Consider the following 21,562-nt stretch of genomic DNA (forward strand, 5'->3'; position numbering starts at 1 on the left):
TTTATCTCCTTGTTCAAAAAATTCGGTCAACTTACATAAAATCTATTTATAAAAGACAGTGCAAATTCCAAATCTACATCAACCTCTAAGTGTTTAGGCGTCCATGGTATGTATATATCTGGCTTAATTCCAACTTTAGACATTCCTCGACCTTTGTCTATACGTGATAATCTAGAAGTAGGATAACTAAACTGAAAACCTTCTTCCCATTCCTGCGTTACTAGATTTGCATAGTCATTTAATCCCTTCGTCGGTCTACCTAATACAGTAACTTTATTAGATTTCTTACATATTTCTACAAAAGAATCTCCAGAACTCCCACACATTGTATCAGACAAGACTATAACTTTTTTAGGTAATTTAGTCCCTTTCACAAAAGTGTCTGGAATTATATCTGCAAAATCAAACTGCACAAAGCCCTTACCTTTATTTTTTTCCCATTCTCTTTGAAAAACTCTTAGAAAAGCAATGGTTTCTGGATCTTTTGTATTTTCTAAATCATTTTGTATTTCTTTCAAAGCTTTATCGGCATTTGCAGAAGTACAGTTAAACAACATAAATTCATCTGTATCTAATAAATCTATACCATCTTCAGGCATGATATATGGTAACAAATGATAAAAACTGACATCTGCTCCACCATAATTCACTCTTACATCTATAATCCAATTCTCTTTTTCTACTAATAATTCTTGATTTTCATTTATTAATCGTGCGATTGCATCGGAATCCATAAAATCGGTAATAGTTAAAATCAATGTTTTATTATCATATGTTTCTAATGTGTAACGTGCCTCATAATTTGATCTCTTATAGTTCTGAAATTCTATCTCATATACTTTACCTTGTTGATCTTCTATTACCCCATAGTCATACTTAGTCAAAATTGGGGTCCAATTTTCTCTCTCAGGGTGATTTTCATTCAATAAATGTATATGCTTTTGCTTCAATTCTTTGATTGTTTTACCACCCAAAGAATGTATTTTCATCCCTACCTTTAGTGTATTTTCTGAGGATATCTCTGTAATATAAAGAACTTCTTCATAACGCCTAACTTTAAATCCCTTATGTACATTTTTGACTGGATGAATGTTCATATCTTTAAAAGATATATGATGATCTTCATAATTCCGTAAGTAACTTTGTACGAACTCTACAAACTGCTCTCTGGAAATTCTAGATGAACTATTTAATTTTATTATTTCTTCTGAATACTCTGTGGAGGTAGTAGCGCTCTGTTTATCTCTACAGCCTGCATAATCATTTTCCATAATAGAAACAATTTCGTAAAAAATATGTATCACTATTCTATCCCTCATTTCTTTGCTAATGTAAATTGCTATGTAAAGTGATAAAAATATTTATTTATTAAAATGTTTTAAGATTAGAAGGAGTACTTATAATACATTCTACATAGCAGGATCGAAACCACTGATAGTAACCTTGCAAAAAAATAAGTAATCAAAACTTAGGAAAACTTCATCACAAGAAGATATCATTTCTCTTTTATTCCAATTGTTTTGTACTTACTAGTATTAGTATATTATGTTAAAGTAATTATATGGAAAAATAATACTATGATCTCAGATGAGAGGGATGTTAGAAATGAAAAAACTTATTCAGTTCGGCCTTACCATATCTTTTTTACTCTTTTTCCTACTCGTCAGTCTCTATGAAGGATCGGAATTACTACAAAACCCTTTTGAATGGGGAAGCTCAACACCAATTACCAATCTATTTCATAAAGAAATTACAGACTCAGAGCAACTATCAAGCCTAGACTTTTTCTTTTATGCATTAAAATTCAAACCTACCTATCCAATACTCGTTATGCTTACCGCTATCTATTTAATCTTCTTAGTAGGCAGACAACTAGTAAAACATAACAATCTACGTTTTCGTTATTTTTCCATATTATTCTCTACATTGCTTTTAATAATTGGCGTTTTTTCACTCGGTTCCACTACTGCAGGAGCCCAACTAGCAGCAAAAGTACTCCTAGTTACTTCCATGCTCACCTTTGGAATAATCGCATTACAAATTTTTCTTCCCAATAAAACAAATCGTATAGTCAGAAACCTTTTATAAAAAAGAGCTAACCCTCAGCTCTTTTTTATAGGCTCCACCCATACACCAGCTCCGTAACTTTCACCCCAGCAATCTCGTCTTCCAATGAATCTATCACTTTTCCACCTAATGCTTCATAAAACTTACACGCGGTGTTACCCTCTAAGACCATTACCAACACAGCCGAATAACCATTATCCTTAAAGCCATTCACTAAATTCTGCACTAATAGCTTTCCTAAGCCTAATCCTTGCACCTCTTCTAACAAATAAATCGCATACAACTCCGCATCATGTTCTTTGTAATTACCGCTGCGTTCCTTTCCTCCAGAAGCAAAACCAACAATCTTGCCATTTGGATCTTCTACAACATAGATACCTCCTAGAGGAATTGCCCCCTCCCAAAGCGGTACTCTCTTTTCATACGTTAATGAATCTAAATAACTATCTGGTAAGAATCCTTTGTACGTAGTTTTCCAACTATTTACGTGAACCTTTGCTATACAAATTGCATCTTTTTTCACAGCAGATCTCACAATAAAATTTTGCATAATAGGAAAAATACTCCTTTCATACTTTCGTTTAGAAAATTATAACAGTTTTAGTTATGGATATGTAAAAAAGACCAACTTTATTAGAAGTTAGTCTTTTTAAGCTCAGTTATTTAGATTCTATGTCAAATCGCATCCCAACAAGTTCTTCCGAAACCGTCCACAGCCTCTCCATAACATCCCTACTACCCGCAGAAGCATGTGGAGTTTCTAGAGCAGGATAACCCTTTCTGTTCCCAGCACCATTCGGACCGATATATTCTCCACCTTTTATCGTTGAACTTGTCGCAGCGTACAAAGTCGGTAATGCACCCATTTCCGCCGATTGAGAAAACAACGGTAATAATAAATTAATAAACCAAGTCGCCTTCTCTCTTCCAAAACGGAATAAATTCGTGGAAGAGATTCCTGGATGACAGGCAACGCTTTTTATATCTACTCCCGCTTCCTTAAACTTTTCATCCAACGCTAAAGCAAAATACAAATTAGCTAACTTACTTTGACCATAAAACTTAGATGCCTTATACCCTTTTTCTCCATGTAAATTATCAAAATAAATGTGAGCACCACGATGAGCAATCGAACTTAATGTAATTACTCGTGCACCTGGTGTTTTCTTTAATACAGGAATCAGATGTGCCGTTAACGCAAAATGACCTAAATGATTCGTGCCAAATTGCAACTCAAATCCATCTTTTGTTTTAGAATATGGCGGGAACATCACACCTGCATTATTAATCAACAAATCTAACTGCTCGAAGCGTTGTTGAAATTCCTCTGAAAATTCCTTCACGCTTAGCAGATCTCCTAGATCTAATTGCATCACGGTTAACTGAGAAGAATTATTTATATTTGTTTTTTCCAGCAGCTCAATTTTTGCTTCTTCCCCTTTTTGCACATTTCTAACAGCTAAAATAACATGTGCACCTTTTAAGATTAGTGCTTTTGCTGTTTCTAAACCTAAGCCGCTATTTGCACCAGTAATGATAGCTACCTTATTCTCTATCCCATTCATCTCTTCCAAGTTCCACTTCATGAAAATCACTCCAATTTCTACACTTATAAAACCTAGTTTACTTAAATCCGACTTAGGTGTCATTTTTAAAGCTTTTCATTAGGAGATAAATTCATTGGAAAAAACAAGAAAATTAAATATACTTAAGATAACTATTACTCTGAGGAGGAAGTAAAATAAAAAAATTGCTTTTCGTATTCCTTGTAGCTATCTCACTTACTGCATGTAAAGCTGATAACACTTGGACACCAAACGAAAATCACTTAGTGGAACATTTAGAAGCTCTTGGATATGATGCAATCTCCTTAGAATCAACGAAAGAAATAACATTTACAGAACAAAACTTATCCCTTCTTCCACATCAACAACTATGGGCTATACAAACAGAAGAAGTAACACCTTATTTAAATAAATCACTAAAAATGTATTCCTTTGTGGTTAAAGGCCATCCCTTAGATCATTCATATGGAATGGTAACTACGGAAGTTGGACTGTTAGTAGATGCAAACAACATCATTGGTGGCTGGTCATTCCCAATGGAAAAGAACAACAGTCTAAGCGGCTCCTATTATTCCTTGAATGGATTAACAGCAGAAGAAGTACAAACAAATTATCCGGCTTGGCAAAAAGAGTGGAATGAAAAATACTAGAAGTCTTTACGATTTAAATTTTAAATGATTTTTCTTGCTAGAAAGGGGAAGGCTACTGATGAAAATAAATGTTAGGAGGCTTTCCCCATGGAACACCATCAAGATCATGCAAGAAATGAATTTTTGTTAAACAAGATGGGCTTTGATCCATCTATGCCAGGACACGAGCAAAGTAAAGAAATGATTCTTCGTCAAGAACCAAGAACAGTAAGAGAAACAGGTAGCGGTATTAGTTTAGACAGAGACAAACGTCTAGAAATCGGTCTACATTTAGACGAACATTTATGTGCATTTAACGTCGCTTTGCACCAATATACTAAACACCACTGGTTAACTGAGGGTGCAGAGTCTTTTGGAAGCTTACATCACATTTTAGATGAGCACGTTGACGTAACAAAGAAACATATTGACCAAGTTGGAGAACGCGTTGCAAGACTTGGAGTAGTTCCTACAGCTCACCCAGTTACTCAGCATGCTCTTTCTTATATTAAACACGAGCCAGAAGGACGTTACACGATGCGTGACTTCCTACGTAACGATTTAGAGCACGAATTAAAGATTCAATTAATGTTGCGCAAAACAATTGATCGCGCACATGAGTTTAAAGACTTTGGAACAGTACAAGTCCTAGAAGAAATTTTATTAAAGCGTGAAGACTTAGGCTACCATTTATGGTCTCTATTAGAAGATGATTCACTAGTACGCGGTATGAATCATTTCTTCGAAGGCGGAGATGACGTAGCATCCAATCGTCCATTAAATCCTAAATTGAATTAAGATGGTAAAAAAATACCCTCTGCAATTATTGCAGAGGGCGTTTTTATGACGAAGCATTATCAATAAATTTCTTATATTTACGAGCTTTCAAAAAGTAAAGTGTACTTCCACATAGGCTCAAAAAGGAAATAATCATATACGCTAGCTGTTGAGTAGATGTTCTAGTCTCCATAGGCAATAACGCGCCAAGAAAGAACATTGCTCCAATCGCTAACAACACAATACCAAAGTGACGGTAATCTTTCACTTTTCCTTGCCAATTCTTCAACATCATTACCACCCCTTACTATAGTACTAGTGTAACATAGTAAGAGAAACATTCCGTTTGGTAATAACTAGAACTTACGCTTCAAAAGCATGCTTTAAATCTTCAATTAAATCCTCTACATCTTCTAATCCGACAGAAATACGAACCAATCCATCCGTAATTCCTAACTCTGCACGACGCTCAGCAGGGATAGATGCATGTGTCATTTGAGCTGGTAAAGAAATCAAGCTTTCTACCGCTCCTAAACTTTCTGCTAACGTGAAATATTTAGTAGAACGTAACACTTGCTCTGCTTTTTCTTTACTTCCAACATCAAAAGAAACCATACCACCGAATCCAGTTGCTTGTTTCTTCGCTACCTCATGACCTACATGAGATTCTAGTCCCGGATAATAAATAGTAGATACTAATGGATGTTCCTGTAAGAAATCAACAATCGTTTTCGTATTCTCTTCAATCTCTTCCATACGAATACCTAACGTCTTAATACCACGGATCAATAACCAGGAATCTTGAGGTCCAAGAACGCCTCCAGTAGAGTTTTGAACAAAATGTAGATCTTCCGCTAGCTTTTTCGTTGCTACAACCACTAAACCAGCTACCACATCAGAGTGACCGCCAATGTACTTTGTTGCAGAGTGAAGGACAATGTCTGCACCTAATGCAATTGGATTTTGCCAATATGGCGTGCTGAACGTATTATCCACTACTAGCAGTAAATTTTGCTCTTTTGTGAAAGCTGCTACTTCTGCAATATCCGTAATTTTCAGTAATGGATTTGTTGGTGTCTCTAAATAAACCATTTTTGTGTTTTCTTGAACAGCTGCTTTCACTTCATCTAGATTACTAGTATCAACAAGAGTAGATTCAATTCCAAAGCGGTTCAACACTTTTGACATCACACGATATGTTCCACCATACACATCATCCGTCATAATAATATGGTCACCAGCATCTAATAGCATTACTACTGCCGTTACTGCCGCCATACCAGATCCGAAAGCGAAACCAGCTTCTCCGCCTTCTAGATCCTTAATTAACTCCTCTAAAGCAAAACGAGTTGGGTTTCCTGTGCGAGAATACTCATAGCCTTTATGCTTTCCTACTTCTTCTTGCTTGTACGTACTAACCTGATAGATTGGTACACTAACTGCACCAGTATGTTCGTCTCCTACAATACCACCATGAATTAATTGTGTTTTTTTACGCATATTATATTCCTCCTTCATAAATTTTCTTGCTTAAGTATCGTTCACTTGAATCCGGGAAAATGGTCACGATATTCGTACCGGCTGGTGATTTTTCCGCCTCCAATAACGCAGCATGTAACGCAGCTCCAGAAGAACTTCCTACTAATAGACCTTCTTTTAAAGCCAATTCTTTTACTCTATCAAAAGCATCCACGTCTAAAACGGTATGGATTGCATCAAAATTCCCTTTATCCATAAACGGAGGAAAAAACTCCATTCCAATACCTTCTGTTTTATGAGGACCAGACTCCCCACCATTTAAAATAGAGCCTTCAGGTTCGACGATTACTGTTTTTATAGCCGAATTCTTTTCTTTTAGGAACTGAGCTGTTCCCTGGAACGTTCCACCTGACCCAGCACCAGCTACAAACGTGGAGATTTGTCCATCTAGTTGTTCCCAAAGCTCAGGACCTAACGTTTTATAATACGTTCTAGGGTTAGCAGCGTTATGAAATTGTTGTGGACTGTAAGAGTTAGGAATCTCATTCAATAACTCTTTTGCTTTCGCAATAGCTCCTTTAATCCCTTCGGATGTTGGCGTGTGTACAATTTTCGCACCTAGCGCTTTCATCAAATCTTGCTTTTCTATACTGAACTTCTCTGGAACACAGAAGATTACGTTCAAATCAAATGGAATGGCTGCTAAAGCTAAACCGATTCCAGTGTTTCCTGCAGTCGGCTCTATGATGGTAGAACCTGCTGAGATGACACCTCTTTCAAATGCATCTTCTAGCAGTTCTTTTCCAAGCCTATCTTTTACACTTCCACCTGGATTAAAGCTTTCTAACTTCGCAAATAATCGTACCCCTTCTGGTAAAGTAAATTGCGTTACCTCTACTACAGGTGTTTGACCAATCATCTCATGGATATTACGATATACTTTCATCTCACCAATCCCCTCCCTACATTACATAGCAAAAGTCTGCCACTTCGATCATGACAGACTTATACGATTGTCTTTTTTCCGACTCTTTTTATGCTAAACGTTGTACGATTTTCGCTACAAGTTTTGCAGAATTCACCGCTGCTTTCTCTAAGTATTGATCAAAAGAAACGTGTGATTCTTTTCCTGCTATATCTGATAAAGAACGAATGACAACGAAAGGGATGTTAAATTGATGTGCTACCTGTGCAATTGCTGCAGCTTCCATCTCTACTGCTTGGAGTTCAACAAATTTATCTTGAATTGCTTCTACACGCTTCGGATCATTCATAAAGCTATCTCCAGTTGCGATAAGACCTTCCACAACTTGGATACCTTCCATTTCCGCAATGCTGTCTGCTGCTGCTTTTCGTAATAATTCGTTTGCTGTAAATGCTGCTGGCAAGTTAGGAACTTGACCATACTCATAGCCAAAAGCAGTAACATCTACATCATGATGACGCACTTCTGTAGAAATAACGACATCTCCTACTTCTAAAGAAGGATCAAATCCGCCAGCAGAACCTGTGTTAATTACTACAGAAGGTTTAAATTCTTGGAAAAGTACGGCAGTAGACATCGCAGCGTTAACTTTACCGATACCTGATTTCAACAAGACTACTTCTTTACCTTCTAACGTGCCTTTTGTGTATTCACTTCCGGCAATTGTCACCGTATCTGTGTTTGTCATTTGGTTACGTAAAATACTTACTTCTTCTTCCATTGCTCCGATGATGGCAATTGTCATGTAAATCCCTCTTTCTACTTTTTCGTCGCTTCCATCAGCCAGACAAAGTCGTTCATTTGAGTAAAATGAACATCAAAACCTCTAGCTACTAATGCACTTTGTAAGAAAGGGATTGTCGTGTAATACTCTCTTTCTAGGTCAGTGGCAAGATTGTGATAGCCTTTGTCTTTTGCTTCTTGAATCGCGTGTGCAAATGTTTCTTTTGATTCATACATTGTATCTGCAAAGACTATTTTATCACCTTTACCTAGTATGTTGCTATAGCGATCAAACGCTTGTAATTTTTCATCATCTGTCAAGTGATGAAACGCATACGTACTAACAATCGTGTTTACTTTTTCTTGAACAGAAAAGTGTAAGAAATCACCATCTACCATTTCTACAAACTTTCCAAGCTTCTTTTGAGCAATCGCTCTCATTTCTGGAGAAGGCTCCACACCGATCACTTGGTCCGCATATTTTAATAGTTTTAAAGATAAGTTTCCTGTACCAGTTCCAAATTCTAAAACAGTTCCATTTGAACATTTGGCAACTGTCTCTAAGATCGTTTCATAGTCACGGAATACTTCTTCATATTCTTTGTCATGCCCTTGTACTGTTTCATCATACGTGTCAGCCCATTCTGTAAATAGATCTAAAAATTCTCTCCCCATGAGATAACCTCTCTTCTTTCGTCATATATAATAATTCCTATAAGTATAGTATGAATTAAAAATAAAACTGTTCTTAACTTAACAGGGAGTAAGTATTTTTGTCAAATTAGTAGCTTCCAAGAGAGAGTAGGTAATTTTCTGAAAATGACAAAAAGAGCAGCTTAGCCGCTCTTTTTGTCATTTTTCACTAACGTTTGTACTTCCGTTGGCTTCCAACCTTGTCCGTCCACCCACTGTAAATACACTCGATAGTTCTCTGATTGATCTTTTGGTGTTACTGTAGCTACTGCTTGAGTAGCTGGATCTCCCCCACGTTCCATTCGCCATACAATCATATCGTCTATTGATAATCCTGTTGCATACGATACCGCTTTTAACTTTTCGTTCCAGTCTACTGTACCTTGGTCAAAGGAATTAGAAAAGTTGGATTGCTCCGTTCCTACAGGTTGCCAATTGGGATTTTGAGCGGTTGTTTTGACGTTATTTTCCGTACTTTCCTCCACAACCATTCCTTCTTGACCACTTTCTAAGTCCACTTCCTCTTTTTCTTGTTGTTCTTCTAATTCACTGTCTTCTGTTTCTGTATCTTCTGTTTCTGTATTTTCATCTGAAGATGTATCTTGTTCTGATTCTACTTGATCATTCGTATTCGCTTCTTCATTCGTCGATTCCGAAGCAGCTTGATTATTATCGCCTCTGTTCGTTAAACCAAAAATGGAAGCAGAAACAACAAGAATTAAAATAATGACGATTGCTATTAAGCTATTTAGTACAAAATTTGTTTTTCTCTTTTTGCTCGTTGGTGAGAACGAGATGAACCCATAATCTACCTCTCCTTTCCTTCCTGCCACCCATTTTACCATGTACAGAATAAAAGGTGTACTAGAAACCTATTTCCTCTATAGCATTTACAAGGTCAATCACAATCGGGTTAATGCCACCTTCCGAGTTTGTTACATCTTCATTTACAACCACCATCGCATATTTTGGTTGATGAAACGGAAAATATCCAGCAAACCATTTATGGTACAATTGTTCCTCACCAGTGAATTTTCCCGTTTCTGCAGTCCCCGTTTTCCCTGCTATCTCCACAGGTAAGTCATTAAACCATTTACCTGTCCCAAGTGGCGAAGTAACAACTGCATGTAAATGCTTTTGAACTTGACTAATGGTAATGGGAGAAAGAACTTGCTTTTCTAGTGTTTGTTCGGAAAATCGGTACATTGGAGTACCATTTTTATAATCGATAGATTGAACTAGTTTGACCGATTTCTTTTCCCCACCCCTTGCAATAGTTGCCATCATATTTACAACAGAGAGTGGAGTAACCAGCACGTCTTGTTGCCCTATAGCAGTTTGACGAACAATCCCAGGTTGAGTTGCATGTGTTTTGTCTGCAAATACCTGTCCTTCTGTTTTTTTCCACTGATGAAAATCTGTCTCATGATATACATCACCTGTCCAAATTGCATGTTCCGTTATGCCTAATTTCTCCGCATAATTTGCTAGTAAATTTGCATCCTTCTCCATTAGTCTTTCACCTAATTCTCCAAAGGTAAAATTACAACTTTGCGCAAAGCTCTCCTCTAAAGAAAGCACACCTTTATCATCCGTCTTCTCTTTCCCTAACACATTCCAATCACAATCAAACGATTCATTAGAGGAAGTGACCCCCTCTTCTAATGCTGCTGCTAACACAACTGTTTTAAAAACAGAACCTGGAAATAAAGGTGTTAACAACTGATTTCGCACACTGTTATTTCCATATGGATTCTTTTGATTAATCTGTGGTCTAGATGCCATAGCTACTACCTCTGATGAAGCAATATCTATCAGAGCAACTCCACCTTTTTTACATCATGTTTCGTTAAGATTTCTTCTGCTACTTGTTGAATAGGAGTTTGTATCGTAGTTCGTATATTCAACGGATAATAGGGATTAGCATTTCCTGCATATTTTACATGTAAACCGAATAAAGGCCTTCCAATCGCATCAACGTGATAAATTAATCGAGACTCCATTTCTGGAATGACAAACGAATCAAAACTTGCTTGAAGACCCTCAATTCCAATCGGTATAGAAGCAGGTAAGGATAAATGAGGATATCTAGATTTCAACTGGGATGGATCTTCTCGAATGAGTCCAATGAGATGTTCTGCTTCTATTTGTTTCTTCGGATAAAGTTTTTCACTAGCAATTAATCCAGGAATATTCCAATCGTTTATTTCTGCCATTTTTACTGCTGTTAATTCAATTGGACCAATTGAAGCTAAAGCAAAAGGTTCATTATGCTCTTTTAGCTGTCGATCAATCTGGTCTACTGAGATAGCTAGAAGATTAGCTAATTTCTCTTTGTCCCATTGTATATATTTTAGAAATGGGAATAGAATTACCACGTTCTTCACGTCGTAAGATAATGGATTGCCTTCGTTATCTAAAAAATGGCCTCTACCATCATCAATTTGAATAGTTTGTGTACGCTGACTGACACTGTTCTCCAATAAATTAATTTGATGTTTTCCGAATGATTCTGTATGTAGCAATTGTAGGGTAGCCAGACGAAAATGTATAATACCGAAAATTAACAGAAAGATTATTGCAACAAACCTTGCCCTTTTTTTCAATAGTCTCACCTCATTCTCATTTTGGACGGGAATGAGACAAGACATACTAGCTACATAGGGGAGTGAAGTAGATATTCCCATACTTGTTTGTTGTTTAGTACCATACAACAAAAATGATAATCATCTAAGCATGAGGTAACAGATGAGTTTTTACTGCTCGACGTAAATGGACACTCATCTAAAAGCAAGCCACATCACGTGGCCAACGAGGAGTTGTTACTGGTCACGTAACAAAAACAGCAGACTTCTTATAGAATGTCTGCTGCAATAGTAAAGATTATGATACCGATACGATACGTACGTTCATTTCACCAGCTGGTGTTTGAACTGTTACTTTATCATTTACTTTATGACCTAATAGACTCTTTGCAATTGGAGAGTCATTAGAGATTTTCCCTTCAAATGGATCAGCCTCTGCGCTACCTACAATTGTGTAAGTCTCTTCATCACCATCAGGAAGTTCTACAAATGTAACTGTGCGACCTAAAGCTACTTGGTCACCTTTCACTTCATCTTCTTTAATAATTTTTGCATTACGAATCATATTTTCTAGTGTCGTAATACGACCTTCCACAAATGCTTGCTCTTCTTTAGCAGAATCGTACTCAGAGTTCTCTGATAGGTCTCCAAAGCTACGAGCAATTTTAATACGCTCTACTACTTCTTTACGTTTAACCGTTTTCAATTGTTCTAATTCTTGTTCTAATTTTGCTTTCCCTTCCGCTGTCATCGGGAATACTTTTTCGTTGGACATGACGTTCACTCCTTCAGTATGTTACACGATTATCGTGACAAAGGCATTCGAGTAGACAATAATCGAAAAAGAGGGCATTTCTCTCAATTAAAGTTGAAAGAAACGCATCCTCTGTAAGAATACCTATAATTGACATCTATGATATCGTATTATAAAAATGACTTTTGTTCAAGAATTGTTTGAATTTTTGTTACCATTAAATCAATTGCAACGTGATTTTGGCCACCTTCAGGGATAATTATATCAGCATATCGCTTTGTTGGCTCAATAAATTGATTATGCATTGGGCGAACAACGCTAATATATTGCTCAATCACAGACTCAATAGTACGTCCTCGTTCTTTAATATCTCTCAACATACGACGAATAATACGTAAATCTGCGTCTGTATCCACATAAAGTTTCATATCCATTAAATTACGTAATCTCTCGTCTTCCAAAATTAAGATTCCTTCTAAGATAATAACATCTTTAGGATCTACTGGAATGGTTTCAGAAGAACGAGTGTGTAGAGTGTAATCATACGTTGGCTTTTCCACTGGTTCATGACGAAGCAGTGACTCTATGTGTTCTAGTAATAAATCATTATCAAACGCTAATGGATGATCATAGTTAGTTTTTAAACGTTCTTCCAATGGAAGATGGGTTTGATCTTTATAATAGTAGTCTTGCTCTATCATAAGAATGCTATGACCTTTGAATTGTTCATATATAGCTTTTGTAACGGAGGTTTTACCAGAACCTGAACCTCCAGCAACACCGATAACAACAGGCTTACGACTCATGCGATTATGCGTTCTCCTTTCGCATCATGTTGTTAGCATGAAGTGGACGATCCACTTTAAATTTAACAACTTGAAGCGGATGTCTAGCTGCATCCAATGAATTTCCTTCTTCATCAAAAATCTCTTCTACAACGATTTTAAAGTTCTCAATATCTGGGCCGAAGAATTCTACTTCATCACCAGGTTTGAAATGGTTACGTTGTTGAAGTGTGACAACTTGTGATTCCTCGTTGTAGTCTAACACAAGACCAACAAATTCATGCTTCGTTGCACGGCCATGCACACCATACATTTGCTCTTCGAATCCAGGTGTCCCTTCAAAGAATGCAGACGCAGCATCACGATTTGCACACTTCTCAAGCTCTACTAACCAAGCAGGGTCAATTGTAAAGTTTTCTGGATCTGCACAATATGCATCAATGATTTTACGATAGACAGATACTACTGTTGCAACGTAATGAATGGATTTCATACGACCTTCTACTTTTAAGCTATCAATACCTAGCTCAATCATACGTGGAATAGATTCTACTAGTTTTAAGTCTTTTGGACTCATCGCAAAAGGTGCATCGCCATCAGAGAACTTAGGCGTTTCTACATTTTCTTGACGATCTAGTAAATCATAATCCCAACGACAAGACTGACAACAACCACCACGGTTAGAATCACGTGCAGTCATGTGGTTACTTAACGTACAACGGCCAGAATAAGCGATACACATAGCACCATGAATAAATGTTTCAATTTCGATGTCTACATGGCGCTTCATTTCAGCAATTTCGTCGCCACTTACTTCACGCGCTAAAACTACGCGGTGAAGCCCTTCTTCTTTCCAGAATTCAACCGCTTTATAGTTAGATAGAGACTGTTGTGTACTTAAGTGCACCTCTACTTTAGGAGCAACACGTTTACACGTCTCAATGATCAGTGGATCCGCTACGATAATTCCAGTAACTCCCGCTTCTTGAAGACCCATTAGATAGTCTTCTAGTCCGTCCATGTTTTCATTATGTGCATAAATGTTTGTCGTAACATAGATTTTTGCTCCGTACTTCTTCGCGAATTCCACGCCTTCTTTCATTTCTTCAAATGTAAAGTTTCCAGCGTTTGAACGTAATCCGTATTCTTGACCACCAATATATACAGCGTCTGCTCCATAATGAACAGCGATCTTTAATTTTTCCAGATTTCCAGCTGGTGCTAGTAATTCAGGTTTTTTGACAATAACACGTTTGCCATCTACTACCTTAGAAATTTTATCTTCTATTATTGCTGTCATCGCACATTCCTCCTTATCTTTTAATAAACTGTTTCTTTAAAGAAAAATCCTGTATCTAGTGGTCGATGTTCTGGTTGCATCGCTTCAATCTGTTCTAGCCATTCGCCTTTTTTCTCTTCATATAGATCTTCGTCAGATACTAGTGTATCAATTGCTTCTCGATATAAAGCTGTGACTTTTGTAATATACTCAGAAGTTTGAAGGACACCGTCCACTTTCAAGCTATCAATGTTCCCCTCCACTAATTCAGGAAGTTCATCAATCATACAGATATCATTAGGACTCATAATGTGCGTTCCATTTTCATCTTCATAGATTGGGTACTTGTTATTTCGCTCTTTATCATAGAGAAGTAACGTTCGAGAATCCTCTAACTTTTCTAAAGGCATTGTTTTCCCTTGGTAGCGGTAGTAGTTACCAAGTAACGTACGTTTTGATTGGAACATACAAGTCATTCCATGTACTTGTACCTCCACTGCTACTTCTGCATTTTCTTTAATTTCTAATACTGCATCCATACTAAGTTCACGAGCAAGTACAGCGCGAGTAGCACCCTTTTGCCCCCAATAGTTACATGTAAACCAGTTAGTTGCAGTTGTTTCCGTATTCCAATGTAATGGCATAGTAGGAGCTGCTACTCTAGCTGCCATAATCACAGCAGGATCTCCAAAGATTACGCCATCTACAGAGATGGAAGCTAAGTAACCGATATAGTCCTCTAATTCTCCTACTCGATCATTATGGAAAATAGCGTTCATCGCTACATATACTTTTTTATCATGTTTGTGCGCAATTTCTACTGCTTCTTTTACTGCTTCTTTGGTAAATTCTCCTGCTAATCGCAGACCGTATCGTTGTTCTCCAATTACAAATGCATCTGCACCTGCGTTACATAATTCCTGAACGTGTGCAACGGAATGAGGTGTCACTAATAATTCAGGCTTCTTCATTTGGTCTCACTCTCCTTGTCGTAATAGCTAGTCCATCGCCAACAGGAACAATCATTGTGTAATACTCTTCATGATTCATCAACCAATGATTATATGACTTAATCTTTTTGACTAATTGACGGATTCGCTTTGGTTCTATTTGTTCTACCTCTTCCTCAGGTGTTGCGACTAATCCTTTAAAGAGGACATTATCTGTATAAATTACACCTTGTTCACTTAGCATAGGAGCATATAAATCAAAAAATCGTTGATATTGTCCTTTTGCTGCATCAATAAAGATTGCATCGTATGGTCCATGCATCTTAACTTCCTCCACCACTTCTAGTGCATCCCCTTGAATCAGAGAGATTTGTTCTGCTAGATTTGATGTTTGAATATATTGTTTTGCAACTGTTGCTCTTTCTTCATCTCGCTCAATTGTGATAATGGTTACATTTGGTAGAGTGTCTGCCATACGTAGTCCCGAATAACCAATTGCAGCACCAACCTCTAAAATCTTTTTTGGTTTTTGCACTCTAAGCAATTGTAGCAACGTTTCCATTCCCACAATATCCATAATAGGAACATGGTGTTCCGTTGCATATTGCTCCATGTCTTGGAAGAGTGATTCTCTAGGTTGAACAAGTTCACTTAAATAATTTGTTATGGCATTTTCCATGCGAACAGCACCTTTATAATATCTTATAAAAAGACGATAACATGAAAAGAAGAAAGCTATACTAGAGCTTTCTACCTACTCACGGACTCGTTCCATTAATTCGTTAAAAACCTTGAACTATTCTATCATAAAAAGAAGAGGATTGCGAGAAAAGAAGCAATCCTCTTTATGTTAATTAATCGTTTTTGATATGTTCATCAATTAAATCATTATGCTCTGAGTATGTCTTTGAATAATAGACTTTACCAGTTTCTGTTGCAGCTAAGAAATAAAAATAGTCAGTTTCTGCTGGATTTAACACAGCACGTATAGCACTTTCCCCTGAGTTTGCGATGGGTCCAGGTGGCAAACCTTGATTTTTATAGGTATTGTATGGGGAATCTGTTTCTAAATATTCATATAGAACACGCTCTTTATGTTTTCCCATTGCATATAAAACAGTTGGATCTGTTTGTAATGGCATACCTTTTTCCATTCGGTTATAGAAAACACTTGCCATCATCTGGCGGTCTTCTTCTGAAGGAGCTTCCTCTTCTACAATTGATGCAAACGTTAATACTTCATGTGTAGTCATCTCACTACCTGCAATATCTGTTTGGAACTTCCCTACTACAGCATTCGTTTTGTTTAACATCTCTCTTACCATATCTTCTAACGAAGGATTCTCTTCATAAAACTCATAGGTTGCAGGGAATAGGTACCCTTCTAGTGGATATTTTACTTCCTCTCCTAAAACTTCTTCACTTAATAGGTTTGGATAATCATTCATTAACTTCTCGACGAACTCTTGGTCATTTAATTCCGTAAACACTTCTTCACTACTCATGTTTAATTTCTCTGCTAAAACCTCTGAAATCTCCACGAGCTGTAAACCTTCTGGAACCGTCAATTTAAATTGTGCTTCTCTCATTACTTTACCTGTTTGTAATTGACTAATAAGTTCATCAATATTCATTGAGGGACTTAATTGATACGTTCCTGCTTGAAAATTGTTGTGATTATTAAAACGAACATAATATCGGAAGATGGTTTTATTTTTAATAAGCCCATTTTTTTCAAGAATATTTCCAATAGTAGTTACACCTGAACCAATAGGTATTTCTACTGTTTTCGTTTCTTCATTTGTAGGTTCTACCGCTTTTAAACTAGATGATATATACACATATCCTGCAATTCCCACTGCAAGAATGATTGCTACTAAGACAGATGTTACTATTAAGACAATTTTTCTTATTGTTTTCGCTTCTTGTTGTTTTTGTAGCTTTGACTCACGAACTCTATCTTTAAAGCTCTTTTGATCCTCATTAGACATAAAAAAACTCCTTTCGACGACAATTAGCATAGAAACAGAATTTTCGCGCACGATTTTCCGTTATTATACCATAATCGACAAAAGGAAAAGTAGTAAAAGCAGAGTGGAATGCTTTTATTTCCAATAATAAGTATGTGTTTTTAACCACAATTTTAAAAAGTTATGACAAAAATCAAACGTGAATGCAAAAGGATTTCCACTACAGGGGGACGCTTTCCACTACGAAAAGCGGAAGGCGCGCGTTTAGCCACGGTAGGAAAGTTCAGAAGACCGAGGAGGCAGTTCTTCAGCCACCGGAGGGCTTTTGAACTTTCCCGAGTGGTTGCGCACCTGGAGCTAGACATAACACCTTCCCCTAGGAGTCGCCCCCTTCCGCTCCAATCCCAAGGATGCTTTTTTAGAAGCACTAAATCTGCAGTATTTAAAAATCAATTACTACGAAAAAAGGTACATTCATTTTTTATGAATGTACCTTTTGTATCAGCCTCTTTATCTTTATAAGTTAAAGAGAATTACTCTCCAGCTTCCTCTTCATCAAGGAAAGTGTTTAGCATTTCTTCGATCATATCCCACTCTTCTTCTGTCTCAATTGGTTGAAGCTCTCCAGCTTCTCCATTAACCGTTTCTTTGAAGCTTGATGCGTGAATTTCAATATCGTCTGCATCATCTTCATCTGCACCTACTGGATAGTAAAGTACGTAAGATTTTTTGAAGTCTTCTGATTCGAATGTGAATAGTACCTCACATAACTGCTCGTTACCATCTTCGTCTACAACTGTGATATGTTTTTCACCATGTTCCATAATTAACACCTCATTTATAAGATTGACGGTCTAAAAATCCTTGTAAGATCATCACCGCTGCCATTTTATCAATGACTTTTTTTCGTTTTTGTCTACTAACATCAGCCTCTAGTAAAACTCGTTCAGCAGCCATTGTGCTTAGACGTTCGTCCCACATTTCAACCGGAAGATTAAATGTATCACGAACTCTGTCTGCATACAACATACATGCTTCCCCACGAGGACCTAAAGTATTATTCATATTTTTCGGTAAGCCAATTACTACTTTACTTACCTCGTACTCCTTGATTAAGTCCGCTAATCGAGCTAAACCCAACTCCCCAGCTTCTTCATCAATCTTAACTGTCTCGATGCCTTGAGCGGTCCATCCCATCGCATCACTAACTGCGACACCAACTGTTTTGGTACCGACATCTAGACCCATTACTCTCATCTTTATCCCTCGCGATGCTGTTGTAAATAAGATTTTACTAATTCCTCAATAATCTCATCGCGTTCTAATTTACGAATTAAATTACGCGCGTCCAGATGACGAGGAATGTAAGCAGGATCTCCTGATAAAAGATAACCCACTATTTGATTAATAGGATTGTAGCCTTTTTCCTGCAACGCCTCGTGCACTTGATTAAGTACTTCTTTTACATCATGTTCAATGGAATCATCTGAAAAGTTAAAGCGCATCGTGTTGTCAAAAGAGTTCATCTACAGCACCTCACAAATTTCTTGGAAATCAATTTCGCAAGAAACGTCATTTTTCCTACTATTACTATTGTACAACAAGAAGAGTAGGAAAGGAAGTTTTCGAATTACTTAACGTTCGTAATCCATGTTTCCACAAATTGCAGAGATTCATTCACTTTTTCTGGTTGTTTTCCACCTGCTTGCGCCATGTCTGGACGACCACCGCCACCACCGCCGCAAATAGAAGCTAACTCTTTTACCAGCTTTCCAGCTTGGTAACCTTCTTTTACTAAGTCAGGAGTAACAGTAGCGATAAAGTTTACTTTCCCTTCTCCAGTAGTAGCTAATACCACGATACCAGATTCGATAGACTGCTTCAGTTCGTCAGCCATTGTACGAAGAGTGTTCATATCCGCTACATTTACTAGTTGAGCAAGGTAACGAACCCCGTTCACTTCTTTTACTTGATCTATTAATTGGCCAGCTTCGATATTTGATAATTTTGCAGCTAAAGATTCATTTTCACGTTGCGCTTCTTTTAACTCAGCTAGAAGTGATTCCACTCTAGTTACAAGGTCAGCTGGCTTAGCTTTCACAAGACTTGCAGCAGTTTTTAATGTATCGACTTGTTCTTTCATATAGCCATATGCTTGAGCACCTGTTACAGCCTCGATACGTCTCGTTCCCGCTCCAATTCCACTTTCTCCAATCAGCTTGAATAAACCAATCTCTGCAGTGTTTGCTACGTGACAACCACCACAAAGTTCTAACGAGTAATCTCCAATTTGAACGACACGGACAACATCACCGTACTTTTCTCCAAATAGAGCCATAGCCCCCATTTCTTTTGCTTCCGCTAGAGATTTATTGGAGATATCTACTTGTACGTTCTTCCAAATTTGTTCATTTACTTTTTGTTCAATTAACTCCAGTTCCTCTGCTTGAACTTGACCAAAGTGTGAGAAGTCAAAACGAAGGCGGTCTGGTTGAACTAGTGATCCTGCTTGGTTTACATGCTCTCCTAATACATCTTTTAATGCTTGGTGTAATAGGTGAGTAGCTGTGTGATTTTTAATAACGCTGCTACGAATATCAGTTGCTACTTTAGCCAATAATTCCTTGTCATTTTCAAGCGTACCTTCTAACACTTTCACTTTGTGTAAAGATTGACCGTTTGGAGCTTTTACTACATCTAGCACTTCTACTTTCACACCATCACCAGTAAGAGTACCTTTATCTCCAACTTGTCCACCGCTTTCTGCATAGAAAGGAGTTTGGTTAAGGATAATTTGCGCTTCTTCACCAGCTTCTACATTCTCTACAAATTCGCCGTTTTGCACAAGTGTTACAACACGTGAATGAACAGCTAATTGAGAGTATCCAACGAACTCACTTTCCACTTTCACATCACCAAGAACGCCACCTTGTACTTGCATGCTTCCTGTATCTTGACGTGCTGAACGAGCTCGTTCTCTTTGTTTTTCCATCTCGACTTGGAAACCTTCAGAATCAATCGTTAATCCTTTTTCTTCTGCGTATTCTTCTGTTAATTCAACAGGGAATCCGTACGTATCATAAAGACGGAAAACATCCGTTCCTTTAATTTGACGAGATTCAGACTTACTAGCTTCTTCTAACAGTGTAGAAAGAATTGCAAGACCTTCCGTTAGGGTTTCATGGAATCGCTCTTCTTCATTCTTTACAACTTTTTGGATGAATGCTGTTTTTTCTTTTACCTCTGGGTAGAAGTCGACCATAATTTCTGCTACTACAGGTACTAATTCAAACATGAATGGTCTTTCAATCCCAATAGCTTTTGCGTAACGAACAGCACGGCGTAGTAAACGACGTAGCACGTATCCACGACCTTCGTTAGATGGAAGTGCACCGTCGCCAACTGCAAACGAAACTGTACGGATGTGGTCAGCAATAACTTTATACGCTGTATCCGTATCACCTTTTGTACCATAGCTCACATTTGCTAATGATTCCGTTGCGCGGATAATCGGCATAAATAGATCTGTATCAAAGTTCGTAGGTACGTTTTGTACGACACATGCCATACGCTCTAATCCCATACCAGTATCAATATTTTTCTTCGGTAGAGGTGTATACGTATTGTCTGGATTGTGGTTGAATTGCGAGAACACTAAGTTCCATATTTCTAAATAACGTTCATTCTCTCCACCTGCATATAATTCAGGATCATTTTTATCGTCGCCATATTCTGGTCCACGATCATAGAAGATTTCTGTATTTGGTCCACTTGGGCCTTCTCCTATATCCCAAAAGTTTCCTTCTAGACGGATGATTCGCTCAGCTGGAATCCCAATACCTTCATGCCATAGTTTAAACGCTTCTTCGTCTTCTGGGTGGGTCGTAACAGAAAGCTTCTCTGGATCAAAGCCAATCCACTTCTTATCCGTTAAGAATTCCCATGCCCATTCGATTGCTTCTTTTTTGAAATATTCTCCGATAGAGAAATTCCCTAACATTTCAAAGAAAGTATGGTGACGAGCAGTTTTCCCTACGTTTTCAATATCGTTAGTACGAATCGATTTTTGCGCGTTTGTTATACGTGGATTCTCTGGGACTACACGTCCATCAAAGTATTTCTTAAGTGTCGCAACCCCTGAGTTAATCCAAAGTAAAGATGGGTCCTCATGTGGTACTAGTGAAGCACTTGGCTCAATACGATGTCCTTTTTCTGAAAAGAAATCTAAGTACATTTGACGAATTTGTGCACCTGTTAATGATTTCATGTTAACTCCTCCTTCTGTATGTAAGGCAAAAATAGAAAAAGCCCTTCTGTCATA

The 21,562-nt window shown here is 37.5% G+C and carries 24 protein-coding genes and 1 other annotated feature (1 of these 25 cut by a window edge); of the genes, 3 read left to right on the top strand and 21 right to left on the bottom strand.

Going from position 1 to position 21,562, the window contains the following annotated elements:
* Positions 1-26: 26 nt before the first annotated feature.
* Complete coding sequence (locus G8O30_RS08365; protein WP_239671639.1) at positions 27-1,304, bottom strand: S41 family peptidase; 1,278 nt, start codon at positions 1,302-1,304, stop codon at positions 27-29.
* A gap of 301 nt (positions 1,305-1,605) precedes the next feature.
* Between G8O30_RS08365 and G8O30_RS08370 the strand changes: the two genes are divergently transcribed.
* Complete coding sequence (locus tag G8O30_RS08370; protein WP_239671640.1) at positions 1,606-2,088, top strand: DUF4306 domain-containing protein; 483 nt, start codon at positions 1,606-1,608, stop codon at positions 2,086-2,088.
* Between the two features lie 25 nt (positions 2,089-2,113).
* Here the strand turns inward: G8O30_RS08370 and G8O30_RS08375 are convergent, their stop codons facing one another.
* Complete coding sequence (locus G8O30_RS08375) at positions 2,114-2,617, bottom strand: GNAT family N-acetyltransferase (protein ID WP_239671641.1); 504 nt, start codon at positions 2,615-2,617, stop codon at positions 2,114-2,116.
* A 109-nt stretch (positions 2,618-2,726) separates the two neighbouring features.
* A complete protein-coding gene (locus G8O30_RS08380) occupies positions 2,727-3,653 on the bottom strand; it encodes an oxidoreductase (RefSeq protein WP_239671642.1) in 927 nt (308 codons plus the stop codon).
* Between the two features lie 164 nt (positions 3,654-3,817).
* On the opposite strand from G8O30_RS08380, the gene G8O30_RS08385 reads away from it, so the two are divergent.
* Both G8O30_RS08385 and G8O30_RS08390 read left to right on the top strand, forming a co-directional pair.
* On the top strand, positions 3,818-4,282 hold the full coding sequence (locus G8O30_RS08385; protein ID WP_239671643.1) for a hypothetical protein: 465 nt from the start codon (positions 3,818-3,820) through the stop codon (positions 4,280-4,282).
* An 87-nt stretch (positions 4,283-4,369) separates the two neighbouring features.
* Entirely contained in the window at positions 4,370-5,059 is a 690-nt protein-coding gene (locus G8O30_RS08390) for a Dps family protein (protein ID WP_239671644.1), read from the top strand.
* A 43-nt stretch (positions 5,060-5,102) separates the two neighbouring features.
* On the opposite strand, the gene G8O30_RS08395 is transcribed toward G8O30_RS08390, so the two are convergent.
* The 18 genes from G8O30_RS08395 to alaS form a co-directional block, all read right to left on the bottom strand.
* A complete protein-coding gene (locus G8O30_RS08395; RefSeq protein WP_239671645.1) occupies positions 5,103-5,330 on the bottom strand; it encodes a YrhC family protein in 228 nt (75 codons plus the stop codon).
* 71 nt (positions 5,331-5,401) lie between these two features.
* The gene (locus tag G8O30_RS08400) at positions 5,402-6,538 is read right to left on the bottom strand and encodes a bifunctional cystathionine gamma-lyase/homocysteine desulfhydrase (RefSeq protein ID WP_239671646.1); all 1,137 of its coding nucleotides are present in this window, start codon (positions 6,536-6,538) and stop codon (positions 5,402-5,404) included.
* Between the two features lies 1 nt (position 6,539).
* Positions 6,540-7,463 (bottom strand): PLP-dependent cysteine synthase family protein, encoded by a 924-nt coding sequence (locus G8O30_RS08405; protein WP_239671647.1) that lies wholly within the window; start codon positions 7,461-7,463, stop codon positions 6,540-6,542.
* 88 nt (positions 7,464-7,551) lie between these two features.
* Positions 7,552-8,247 (bottom strand): 5'-methylthioadenosine/S-adenosylhomocysteine nucleosidase, encoded by a 696-nt coding sequence (mtnN, locus tag G8O30_RS08410; RefSeq protein WP_239671648.1) that lies wholly within the window; start codon positions 8,245-8,247, stop codon positions 7,552-7,554.
* A gap of 14 nt (positions 8,248-8,261) precedes the next feature.
* Positions 8,262-8,900 carry a class I SAM-dependent DNA methyltransferase gene (locus tag G8O30_RS08415; RefSeq protein ID WP_239671649.1) on the bottom strand — a complete coding sequence of 213 codons (639 nt, stop codon included), beginning with the start codon at positions 8,898-8,900 and terminating at the stop codon, positions 8,262-8,264.
* A gap of 161 nt (positions 8,901-9,061) precedes the next feature.
* Positions 9,062-9,751 (bottom strand): YrrS family protein, encoded by a 690-nt coding sequence (locus G8O30_RS08420; RefSeq protein ID WP_239671650.1) that lies wholly within the window; start codon positions 9,749-9,751, stop codon positions 9,062-9,064.
* Positions 9,752-9,782: 31 nt separating this feature from the next.
* Positions 9,783-10,703, bottom strand: coding sequence for a penicillin-binding transpeptidase domain-containing protein (locus G8O30_RS08425; protein WP_239671651.1), 921 nt, complete (start codon positions 10,701-10,703; stop codon positions 9,783-9,785).
* A gap of 29 nt (positions 10,704-10,732) precedes the next feature.
* Positions 10,733-11,524, bottom strand: coding sequence for a penicillin-binding protein 2 (locus G8O30_RS08430; protein WP_239671652.1), 792 nt, complete (start codon positions 11,522-11,524; stop codon positions 10,733-10,735).
* A gap of 277 nt (positions 11,525-11,801) precedes the next feature.
* On the bottom strand, positions 11,802-12,278 hold the full coding sequence (greA, locus tag G8O30_RS08435) for a transcription elongation factor GreA (protein WP_239671653.1): 477 nt from the start codon (positions 12,276-12,278) through the stop codon (positions 11,802-11,804).
* 149 nt (positions 12,279-12,427) lie between these two features.
* A complete protein-coding gene (gene udk, locus G8O30_RS08440) occupies positions 12,428-13,063 on the bottom strand; it encodes a uridine kinase (protein WP_239671654.1) in 636 nt (211 codons plus the stop codon).
* 4 nt (positions 13,064-13,067) lie between these two features.
* Entirely contained in the window at positions 13,068-14,342 is a 1,275-nt protein-coding gene (locus tag G8O30_RS08445) for a peptidase U32 family protein (RefSeq protein ID WP_239671655.1), read from the bottom strand.
* 20 nt (positions 14,343-14,362) lie between these two features.
* Positions 14,363-15,292 (bottom strand): peptidase U32 family protein, encoded by a 930-nt coding sequence (locus tag G8O30_RS08450; protein ID WP_239671656.1) that lies wholly within the window; start codon positions 15,290-15,292, stop codon positions 14,363-14,365.
* A complete protein-coding gene (locus G8O30_RS08455; RefSeq protein ID WP_239671657.1) occupies positions 15,279-15,950 on the bottom strand; it encodes an O-methyltransferase in 672 nt (223 codons plus the stop codon). The genes G8O30_RS08450 and G8O30_RS08455 overlap by 14 nt, the downstream gene beginning before the upstream one ends.
* A gap of 175 nt (positions 15,951-16,125) precedes the next feature.
* Complete coding sequence (gene mltG, locus G8O30_RS08460; protein ID WP_239671658.1) at positions 16,126-17,262, bottom strand: endolytic transglycosylase MltG; 1,137 nt, start codon at positions 17,260-17,262, stop codon at positions 16,126-16,128.
* A gap of 512 nt (positions 17,263-17,774) precedes the next feature.
* The gene (locus G8O30_RS08465) at positions 17,775-18,065 is read right to left on the bottom strand and encodes a DUF1292 domain-containing protein (RefSeq protein WP_239671659.1); all 291 of its coding nucleotides are present in this window, start codon (positions 18,063-18,065) and stop codon (positions 17,775-17,777) included.
* A 10-nt stretch (positions 18,066-18,075) separates the two neighbouring features.
* Complete coding sequence (ruvX, locus tag G8O30_RS08470; RefSeq protein ID WP_239671660.1) at positions 18,076-18,498, bottom strand: Holliday junction resolvase RuvX; 423 nt, start codon at positions 18,496-18,498, stop codon at positions 18,076-18,078.
* Positions 18,499-18,500: 2 nt separating this feature from the next.
* Positions 18,501-18,767: an IreB family regulatory phosphoprotein gene (locus G8O30_RS08475; protein ID WP_239671661.1), complete on the bottom strand. Its 267-nt coding sequence runs from the start codon at positions 18,765-18,767 to the stop codon at positions 18,501-18,503.
* A 104-nt stretch (positions 18,768-18,871) separates the two neighbouring features.
* Positions 18,872-21,508, bottom strand: a complete 2,637-nt coding sequence (alaS, locus tag G8O30_RS08480; protein ID WP_239671662.1) for an alanine--tRNA ligase — start codon at positions 21,506-21,508, stop codon at positions 18,872-18,874.
* Positions 21,509-21,561: 53 nt separating this feature from the next.
* Position 21,562, bottom strand: a binding site (T-box leader) (it continues 205 nt past the right edge of the window).

This window comes from Mangrovibacillus cuniculi (assembly GCF_015482585.1).
In the GTDB taxonomy this organism is placed as follows: Bacteria; Bacillota; Bacilli; order Bacillales; family R1DC41; genus Mangrovibacillus; species Mangrovibacillus cuniculi.

Bases quoted from the DNA above. Each gene is read 5' to 3' on its own strand.
- greA (WP_239671653.1), bottom strand. From the start codon at position 12,278: ATGTCCAACGAAAAAGTATTCCCGATGACAGCGGAAGGGAAAGCAAAA.
- G8O30_RS08455 (WP_239671657.1), bottom strand. From the start codon at position 15,950: ATGGAAAATGCCATAACAAATTATTTAAGTGAACTTGTTCAACCTAGA.
- G8O30_RS08380 (WP_239671642.1), bottom strand. From the start codon at position 3,653: ATGAAGTGGAACTTGGAAGAGATGAATGGGATAGAGAATAAGGTAGCT.
- G8O30_RS08370 (WP_239671640.1), top strand. From the start codon at position 1,606: ATGAAAAAACTTATTCAGTTCGGCCTTACCATATCTTTTTTACTCTTT.
- G8O30_RS08415 (WP_239671649.1), bottom strand. From the start codon at position 8,900: ATGGGGAGAGAATTTTTAGATCTATTTACAGAATGGGCTGACACGTAT.
- G8O30_RS08375 (WP_239671641.1), bottom strand. From the start codon at position 2,617: ATGCAAAATTTTATTGTGAGATCTGCTGTGAAAAAAGATGCAATTTGT.
- G8O30_RS08405 (WP_239671647.1), bottom strand. From the start codon at position 7,463: ATGAAAGTATATCGTAATATCCATGAGATGATTGGTCAAACACCTGTA.
- mltG (WP_239671658.1), bottom strand. From the start codon at position 17,262: ATGTCTAATGAGGATCAAAAGAGCTTTAAAGATAGAGTTCGTGAGTCA.
- G8O30_RS08450 (WP_239671656.1), bottom strand. From the start codon at position 15,292: ATGAAGAAGCCTGAATTATTAGTGACACCTCATTCCGTTGCACACGTT.
- G8O30_RS08395 (WP_239671645.1), bottom strand. From the start codon at position 5,330: ATGTTGAAGAATTGGCAAGGAAAAGTGAAAGATTACCGTCACTTTGGT.
- G8O30_RS08390 (WP_239671644.1), top strand. From the start codon at position 4,370: ATGGAACACCATCAAGATCATGCAAGAAATGAATTTTTGTTAAACAAG.
- G8O30_RS08425 (WP_239671651.1), bottom strand. From the start codon at position 10,703: ATGGCATCTAGACCACAGATTAATCAAAAGAATCCATATGGAAATAAC.
- G8O30_RS08445 (WP_239671655.1), bottom strand. From the start codon at position 14,342: ATGACAGCAATAATAGAAGATAAAATTTCTAAGGTAGTAGATGGCAAA.
- G8O30_RS08475 (WP_239671661.1), bottom strand. From the start codon at position 18,767: ATGAACTCTTTTGACAACACGATGCGCTTTAACTTTTCAGATGATTCC.
- G8O30_RS08400 (WP_239671646.1), bottom strand. From the start codon at position 6,538: ATGCGTAAAAAAACACAATTAATTCATGGTGGTATTGTAGGAGACGAA.
- udk (WP_239671654.1), bottom strand. From the start codon at position 13,063: ATGAGTCGTAAGCCTGTTGTTATCGGTGTTGCTGGAGGTTCAGGTTCT.
- ruvX (WP_239671660.1), bottom strand. From the start codon at position 18,498: ATGAGAGTAATGGGTCTAGATGTCGGTACCAAAACAGTTGGTGTCGCA.
- G8O30_RS08465 (WP_239671659.1), bottom strand. From the start codon at position 18,065: ATGGAACATGGTGAAAAACATATCACAGTTGTAGACGAAGATGGTAAC.
- mtnN (WP_239671648.1), bottom strand. From the start codon at position 8,247: ATGACAATTGCCATCATCGGAGCAATGGAAGAAGAAGTAAGTATTTTA.
- alaS (WP_239671662.1), bottom strand. From the start codon at position 21,508: ATGAAATCATTAACAGGTGCACAAATTCGTCAAATGTACTTAGATTTC.